Origin of the sequence: Edaphobacter sp. (genome assembly GCF_035763405.1) — a bacterium.
Classification (GTDB): domain Bacteria; phylum Acidobacteriota; class Terriglobia; order Terriglobales; family Acidobacteriaceae; genus Edaphobacter.
In genome coordinates, this window is record NZ_DASUBE010000060.1 from 1 (window position 1) to 6,328 (window position 6,328).

At 60.8% G+C, this 6,328-nt stretch carries 9 protein-coding genes and 1 pseudogene; 1 reads left to right on the forward strand and 9 read right to left on the reverse strand.

All coding sequences use genetic code 11. The features are described from left to right. The 9 genes from VFU66_RS05930 to VFU66_RS05970 all read right to left on the reverse strand — a co-directional run. Positions 1-202: flavoprotein (locus VFU66_RS05930; protein WP_326445319.1), on the reverse strand; the 202-nt coding region annotated here is incomplete at its 3' end. A gap of 15 nt (positions 203-217) precedes the next feature. Next, complete coding sequence (locus VFU66_RS05935) at positions 218-826, reverse strand: YkgJ family cysteine cluster protein (protein WP_326445320.1); 609 nt, start codon at positions 824-826, stop codon at positions 218-220. A 67-nt stretch (positions 827-893) separates the two neighbouring features. Continuing rightward, on the reverse strand, positions 894-1,184 hold the full coding sequence (locus VFU66_RS05940; protein WP_326445321.1) for a GIY-YIG nuclease family protein: 291 nt from the start codon (positions 1,182-1,184) through the stop codon (positions 894-896). A gap of 121 nt (positions 1,185-1,305) precedes the next feature. Then, positions 1,306-1,509 (reverse strand): hypothetical protein, encoded by a 204-nt coding sequence (locus VFU66_RS05945; protein ID WP_326445322.1) that lies wholly within the window; start codon positions 1,507-1,509, stop codon positions 1,306-1,308. A gap of 8 nt (positions 1,510-1,517) precedes the next feature. Continuing rightward, complete coding sequence (gene purB / locus VFU66_RS05950) at positions 1,518-2,816, reverse strand: adenylosuccinate lyase (protein ID WP_326445323.1); 1,299 nt, start codon at positions 2,814-2,816, stop codon at positions 1,518-1,520. A gap of 117 nt (positions 2,817-2,933) precedes the next feature. After that, entirely contained in the window at positions 2,934-3,191 is a 258-nt protein-coding gene (locus tag VFU66_RS05955) for a glutaredoxin family protein (RefSeq protein ID WP_326445324.1), read from the reverse strand. Between the two features lie 23 nt (positions 3,192-3,214). Further along, the gene (locus VFU66_RS05960; RefSeq protein WP_326445325.1) at positions 3,215-3,988 is read right to left on the reverse strand and encodes an SDR family NAD(P)-dependent oxidoreductase; all 774 of its coding nucleotides are present in this window, start codon (positions 3,986-3,988) and stop codon (positions 3,215-3,217) included. A gap of 31 nt (positions 3,989-4,019) precedes the next feature. Further along, positions 4,020-4,505 carry a tRNA adenosine(34) deaminase TadA gene (gene tadA / locus VFU66_RS05965; RefSeq protein WP_326445326.1) on the reverse strand — a complete coding sequence of 162 codons (486 nt, stop codon included), beginning with the start codon at positions 4,503-4,505 and terminating at the stop codon, positions 4,020-4,022. Then, positions 4,502-5,554 (reverse strand): agmatine deiminase family protein, encoded by a 1,053-nt coding sequence (locus VFU66_RS05970; RefSeq protein WP_326445327.1) that lies wholly within the window; start codon positions 5,552-5,554, stop codon positions 4,502-4,504. Before VFU66_RS05970 ends, tadA begins: the two co-directional genes overlap by 4 nt. A gap of 676 nt (positions 5,555-6,230) precedes the next feature. Between VFU66_RS05970 and VFU66_RS05975 the strand changes: the two are divergent. Further along, positions 6,231-6,328, forward strand: a pseudogene (locus VFU66_RS05975) (tRNA pseudouridine(55) synthase TruB); the annotation flags it as partial.

Consider the following 6,328-nt stretch of genomic DNA (forward strand, 5'->3'; position numbering starts at 1 on the left):
GGGAACCGAGGAGCTTTTCTACCAGGCCGTTGCGTCCGCCGATCTGGAGTTCTTCGGCGAGCACGCGCAGGGCATTGTCGGAGACGACGAGGTTGACCTTCCGCACGCGGTCGTCGGCAGCGAGCGCACGGAGCATCTCGGTGGCGTAGATGGAACCGCTCGCTCCGGTGACGGCTAGCGTGATGGCGCGAGTTTCGGACACAGAGATGATTATCGCCTACACGCCGCGGAGAGCATAGGCAACGATGGTTTCGCCGTGCGTGTTGTGCGTTTTGTTGAAGGCTAGAATGCTGGCGGCTTCCTGGGCGGGCAGTGTGGGATCGAGTTCACAGGCTTCTATCTCCTGCGTAGATGCATGAACGTAGCAAAGCTCGCAGGTGGCGAGGTCGCCGTCGGCGGTGCGCATGGGTGGGCCGAAGGTGCGGCAGACGATGGGACGGTGCTCATAGAGATCGCAGGTGCCGGTTGTGGGGTCGAGCGCAGGGCACGGCTCATTGTCGCCGAGCGAGCCTTCGGATTCATCACTGAAGAGAAAGGAATCTTCGTAGTCTTCAGCGAGAATGCCTGTCGTCGAGTCGCCGGGGAAAAGAGGCGTGAGCCGCGTGAGAGATTCGGCGGTGCGCTGCCGGATACGGCGGAATCTGTCTGGGTCGGTTTGTTCGAGAGCGTCGAGGCCTTTGCGGAGACGGTGCGCGTCTTCGTGGGAGATGGGGAAGACTCCGTGGCAACATTGGGTGCATCCGGGGCGGCAGGCGAGATGTGCGCCGCTGCGTTCGGTGGCTGAGAGCAGAGCAGCGTCTACGATTTGGACGAGAGTTCGCGGCATTGCTGTTCTTTTGTATTTCCATTCCGCAGCGTAGCGGAGGAATCTGCCTTTTGGCTGCGGCAACGCATTACAGGTTCGCTGCGAGATCTTCCCATGTTGGATTGTTGTGCTCGATCAGGGCAATTTTCTTCTCGCGGTTCCAGTCTTTCAACTCGTTTTCGCGGGCGATGGCGTTATTGATGTAGGCGAATTGTTCGTAGTGGACGAGGCGGTGGATGTTGTAGCGGGCAGTGTAAGTGCCCGGTCGGTTTTCGCGGTGTTGTGCTATGCGTGCTGCCAGGCAGTTGGGGAGTCCGATGTACAGATTCCGTGAGCGGCTTGCCAGGATGTAGACGTAGAAGTTGTAATCGCGTCGCATTGGAACCTGTGGGGTGTGGGGCGAAAAGCAGATTCCTCCGCTTCGCTACGGAATGGAAATGCAAAACGACGGCCGATGATACTGGCGAAAACGGACAACATTTTGTATAGGGGTACCATTTTCAGTGCAGAAAGTGATGTGCATCCCAACTTAGCGAAGCAATACCGGCGCAGATCACAATGAATCGTGTAAGCGGTGTCGCCTTGGCTTTCTCTTTCTCCTCGGCGCTCGCTAAACCTTCACTCTCGCCGATCAAGTAATCAGATGTGAGCCCCTGAAAGATCAGATACACTCCGATGGCGATAAAAAATAAGGCCGTAGTCATGGCGGCAATTATCCCAGAACACGGCTAAAGATGGCGTCCACGTTGGCCAGTTGGCGGTTGTAGTCGAAGGCGTGGGCTAGTTTTTCTGGCGCAAGGCGTGCTGTGATGGCGGGGTCTTTGGCGACCTCTTCGCGGAAGTTGAGACTCTCTTTCCAGCTTCGCATCGCGTGCGACTGCACGAGGCGGTAGGCGTCTTCGCGGCTCATGCCGGATTCGGCGAGATCGAGCAGGAGTTGGCCGCTGAAGATGAGACCACCGGTGGATTCGAGGTTCTTCAACATGCGCTCGGGGTAGACGAGCAGCTTGGCGATGAGGTTTTCGGTTTTGGCCAGCAGGTAGTCGGCGAGGATGGTCGAGTCGGGTAGGATGACGCGCTCGGCGGAGGAGTGCGAGATGTCGCGCTCGTGCCAGAGTGCGACATTTTCGAGCGCGACCTGCGCGTTGGCGCGCATGACGCGGGCGAGGCCGCTGATTTGTTCGCTGGTGATGGGGTTGCGCTTGTGCGGCATTGCGCTCGAGCCTTTTTGCTTCTCGCTGAAGAACTCTTCGGCCTCGCGGACCTCGGTGCGCTGGAGGTGGCGGACCTCGGTGGCGATCTTGTCGAGTGTGCTGGCGAGCACGGCGAGAGCGCAGATGTAGGCCGCGTGCAGGTCGCGCTGGATGACCTGCGTTGCGATGGGCACTGGTTTGAGGCCGAGTCCGGAGCAGATGGCCTCTTCGTGCTCAGGCTTCAGGTGGCCGAAGGTGCCGACCGCACCTGAGAGCTTGCCGATGCGGAGGTCTTCGGCTGCGGCGTCGAAGCGGGTGAGGTTGCGCTGGACTTCGGCGTACCAGAGCAGGAGCTTGAGGCCGAAGGTGGAAGGCTCGGCGTGGACGCCGTGGGTGCGGCCGATGATGGGCGTGTGCTTGTATTCGATGCTGCGGCGCTTGAGCGTGTGGGCAAGGGCGACGATGCCTTTGCGGATGAGCGCGGAGGCTTCCTTGATCTGGAGTGCCTGCGCGGTATCGACAACATCGGTCGAAGTGAGGCCGTAGTGCAGCCAGCGCGAGTGTTCGGGGTTGCCGATGTGCTCGGCGACCGTGGTGGTGAAGGCGATGACATCGTGGCGGACTTCGGCCTCGATCTCGTCGATGCGCGCAACGGTGAAGTTGCCTTTGTCGCGGATGGCGTCGGCTGCGGCCTGTGGCACGAGGCCGAACCTGGCGAGCGCCTGCGAGGCGGCGGCTTCAACGGTGAGCCAGGAGCGGTACTTGTTCTCGTCAGACCAGATTTTGCCCATCGCGGGGCGGGTGTAGCGAGCGATCATCGTGAGTTCCTTCGGTTCGTGCCATGTTGTTGTAATTGAAAAGCGCGTGACGCGACAGGCGAAATGCGGAGGTTCTTCGCTCCGCTCAGAATGACAAACCTGACGGAGGCATCTTTCCTACATATTGCTGACGCCGAAGAGTGCGGCCATCTCTTCGTAGAGGAAGCCGCGGCCCGGCTTGTAGGGCTGAATCCACTTGCCATCGAGGACAAACTGCGGGATGGCGCGCTTGCCGACGTTGGCGAGCAGCTCGTCGGCCGCGCCGGGCGTGTTTTCGATGTCGATCTCGTTGAAAGCGATATTGTGTTTGCTGAGGAAGCGTTTGGCCTCGCGGCAGTCGCGGCACCAGGCCGCCGAATACACGGTCAGTTCCATATCTCTATTTTACCTGCACGCCGCTATTGTTCGTGATAGTTGCGCATCAGGCCGCCGTCGATGACATAAGTTGAGCCGGTGACGTAGGCGCCGTCGTCGGAGGCGAGAAAGAGCGCGAGGCCGGCGACGTCATCGACCGTGCCCATGCGGCCGAGAGGGATGTTGGCGAGCAGGGCATTCAACTCGGTTGGATTCGCCATCATCCTGGCGTTGATTGGCGTGCTGATGGCCCCGGGTGCGATGTTGTTGACGGTGATGCCGAGTGGGCCAAGTTCGACAGCCAGGTCTCGCATCAACATGCGCATGCCGCCTTTGGCCGCGCAGTAGGTGGGGAAGTGAGGGAAGACCATGTCCTCGTGGACAGAGCTCATGTTGATGACGCGACCCGGCCGTTTGGCGTCGCGCAGGCGGCGGACGAAGGCCTGGGTGAGAAAGAAGGCGCCCTTGAGATTGACGTCGAGGACTCTGTCGTAGTCGGCTTCGGTGATGTCCCAGAAGTTGGCTCCGATCTCGATGCCGGCGTTGTTGACGAGGATGTCGCAGCGGCCGAGCTGCTGCCAGGTCTGGTCGATGAGGCGATTGGTGTCGGCAATTTTGGAGACGTCGCCCTGGATGGTGATGGCTTTGCCTCCGGCGGCTTCGGCGCGGGCTTTGGTCTCGTCGGCCTGCTCGGGATGCTCGAGATAGTTGACGACGACGGTCGCGCCTTCGCTGGCGTAGCGGATGGCGATGGCTTGTCCGATGCCTGTGCCCGAGCCGGTGATAACGGCGACTTTGCCTGCGAGACGGCCTGCCATGAGTGTGCTCCTTGAAGGTGGGCTATTACTCTTAGTCAGATGCACTGTTGGCTTGTGCGAGAGGCTTCTTTCCTCGCCGTTCGAGGAAAAAGTTGCTGAGCATCTGTCCGCACTCTTCAGCGAGCAGGCCGGAGACGACTTCGAGCTTGTGGTTTAGACGCGGATGGTTCATCACGTCGAGAACGCTGCCGCAGGCTCCGGCTTTGGGGTCGGCTGCGGCGTAGATGAGGCGTCGAATGCGTGCGTGCAGGATGGCTCCGGCGCACATGGCGCAAGGTTCGAGCGTGACGTAGAGGTCGCAGTCTTCGAGGCGGTAATTCTGCTGGGCGAGGCCGGCTTCGCGCAGGGCGACGATCTCTGCGTGGGCAGTGGGGTCGGAGTCGCGGAGGACGCGGTTCTGGCCGCGGCCGATGATCTTGCCGTTGTGGACTACGACTGCGCCGACGGGGACTTCGCCGCTGGCTTCGGCGGCCTGGGCTTCGGCGATGGCGGCGTGGAGGTAGTCGAGGTCGCTCATGCGGGTTCCTGCTGGGTGAGGCAGTGGAGGGTGCCGAGACCCCAGACGAGATCGACGGCGTGGATGCCGATGACTTCTCGGTTGGGGAAGCAGGCGGCGATGGTGTTGAGGGCGTGGCGGTCGTTGGGGTCGTTGAAGGTGGGGACGAGGACGCTGTCGTTGGCGATGTAGAAGTTGGCGTAGCTGGCGGGGAGGCGCTGGCCGTCGAAGACGACCGGGGCGGGCATGGGGAGTTCGATGATGCGGAACGGTTTGCCTTCGAGGTTGCGGGCGGCGCGGAGGCGGTCGAGGTTTTCGGCGAGCGGAAGGTGGTTCTCGTCGGCTGCGTTGGGTTCGATGGCGGCGAGGATGGTGTCTTCAGCGACGAAGCGGGCGATGTCGTCGATGTGTCCGTGCGTGTCGTCGCCGGCGCAGCCTCGATTGAGCCAGAGGGTCTGGTCGATGCCAAGGTAGTCGTGGAAGGCTTGTTCAAGCTGTTCGCGGCTGATGCCTGGGTTGCGCTGCTGGATCTCGGAGAGCAGGCACTCTTCTGTGGTCAGGAGGACGCCTGCGCCGTTGGTATCGATGGAGCCGCCTTCGAGGACGAGGCGATGGTCGCCAGAGGTGGGTTGGAACTCGGGAAGGTTGTGGAGCCTGGCTACGCGGTGCGGAACCTGGTCGTCGTCGTGATAATTCGGGTACTTGGCCCAGGCGTTGAACTTCCAGTTGGTGACGGCTCGGTCGCCTGCGGGATTTTTGAGGAAGATGGGGCCGGAGTCGCGGAGCCAGACGCGGTCGGTGGGCCAGCGGTGGAAGTGGATGCGGTCGAGGTTGGCTCCGGCGCGGTGGAGGATGCGTCGGGCGCGCTGCTCGGCGGGCTGGTCGTTGACGAGGATGTGGACGTCTTCGGCGCGGGCGAGGTGGCGGGCGATCTCGGCATAGACCCAGGGAATGGGCTGGAACTTGCCGGGCCAGTCCTCGGCGTTGTGCGGCCAGGCGATCCAGGTGGCGGCATGGGGGGCCCACTCTGCGGGCATACGGTAGTGCTGGCTGCGCGGTGTCTGGTTCATTGATTTCTCGGGTACCCCCTCCCCCTACTTAAGTGCTAAAGTCCATCCTCTAAAGGGCTTAGGTCTGGACTTCCGGGCGGGTGGGTCGTAAAGTCCTTGTTTTCAATATGTTTTTTGTAAAATATTCATTATAAACGTGTTCTTGGCATGGTTCGTGCAGCATTCGGATAGAGGCCCGAGGACAACGCTCTGCGCTCTCGCCTGAAAGGCAAGGGCGGTGAGTTCTTCCGCAAACACTGTGGAGTTGCCCTACTTCTATGGTAGCTGAGTGGGTGAAACTAACCCGCCAAGTTTTGTCGGAAAAGAGCTCCTTTGTTTGTATGAGATGGAGGAATTGTTTGCAGGGAGGGGGTTGACATGGGTGGGGTTTGCCCTGGGTCCGAACGCGAAATGCGGGGATCTCTCCACTGCGGCGGCAAAGAGCGCCGCCTTCAGTCGAGATGACGTAGTGAGGGGCGCGCAAAGAGCATCGATTTCAGTTGAGATGACGTGGTGTGGGGGATGTTGGACCCCACCTTAGGCGCGATGAAGCTGCGCCGAAGATGGGGCACCAGTCCGATGCTAAACGCAGATTCCCTTCCGGAAAGACAACAGAAAAGCGGAGGCTGCCTTGGTGATGAGGACATCACCGGGACTGTGCCTCCGGAGAAACAGCTATAAACTGAATAGACGCTGCATGAACGGTCTACTTGTACTCGATAAGCCTGCTGGTTGCACGTCGCATGACGTGGTGGCCATTGTTCGCCGTGCCACGGGCGAGAAATCGATTGGACA

What these genes read in the sequence shown, in the direction of transcription:
- VFU66_RS05945 (WP_326445322.1), bottom strand. Translation starts at nt 1,509, where the DNA reads ATGACTACGGCCTTATTTTTTATCGCCATCGGAGTGTATCTGATCTTT.
- VFU66_RS05940 (WP_326445321.1), bottom strand. Translation starts at nt 1,184, where the DNA reads ATGCGACGCGATTACAACTTCTACGTCTACATCCTGGCAAGCCGCTCA.
- tadA (WP_326445326.1), bottom strand. Translation starts at nt 4,505, where the DNA reads ATGAGCGACCTCGACTACCTCCACGCCGCCATCGCCGAAGCCCAGGCC.
- VFU66_RS05955 (WP_326445324.1), bottom strand. Translation starts at nt 3,191, where the DNA reads ATGGAACTGACCGTGTATTCGGCGGCCTGGTGCCGCGACTGCCGCGAG.
- VFU66_RS05935 (WP_326445320.1), bottom strand. Translation starts at nt 826, where the DNA reads ATGCCGCGAACTCTCGTCCAAATCGTAGACGCTGCTCTGCTCTCAGCC.
- purB (WP_326445323.1), bottom strand. Translation starts at nt 2,816, where the DNA reads ATGATCGCTCGCTACACCCGCCCCGCGATGGGCAAAATCTGGTCTGAC.
- VFU66_RS05960 (WP_326445325.1), bottom strand. Translation starts at nt 3,988, where the DNA reads ATGGCAGGCCGTCTCGCAGGCAAAGTCGCCGTTATCACCGGCTCGGGC.
- VFU66_RS05970 (WP_326445327.1), bottom strand. Translation starts at nt 5,554, where the DNA reads ATGAACCAGACACCGCGCAGCCAGCACTACCGTATGCCCGCAGAGTGG.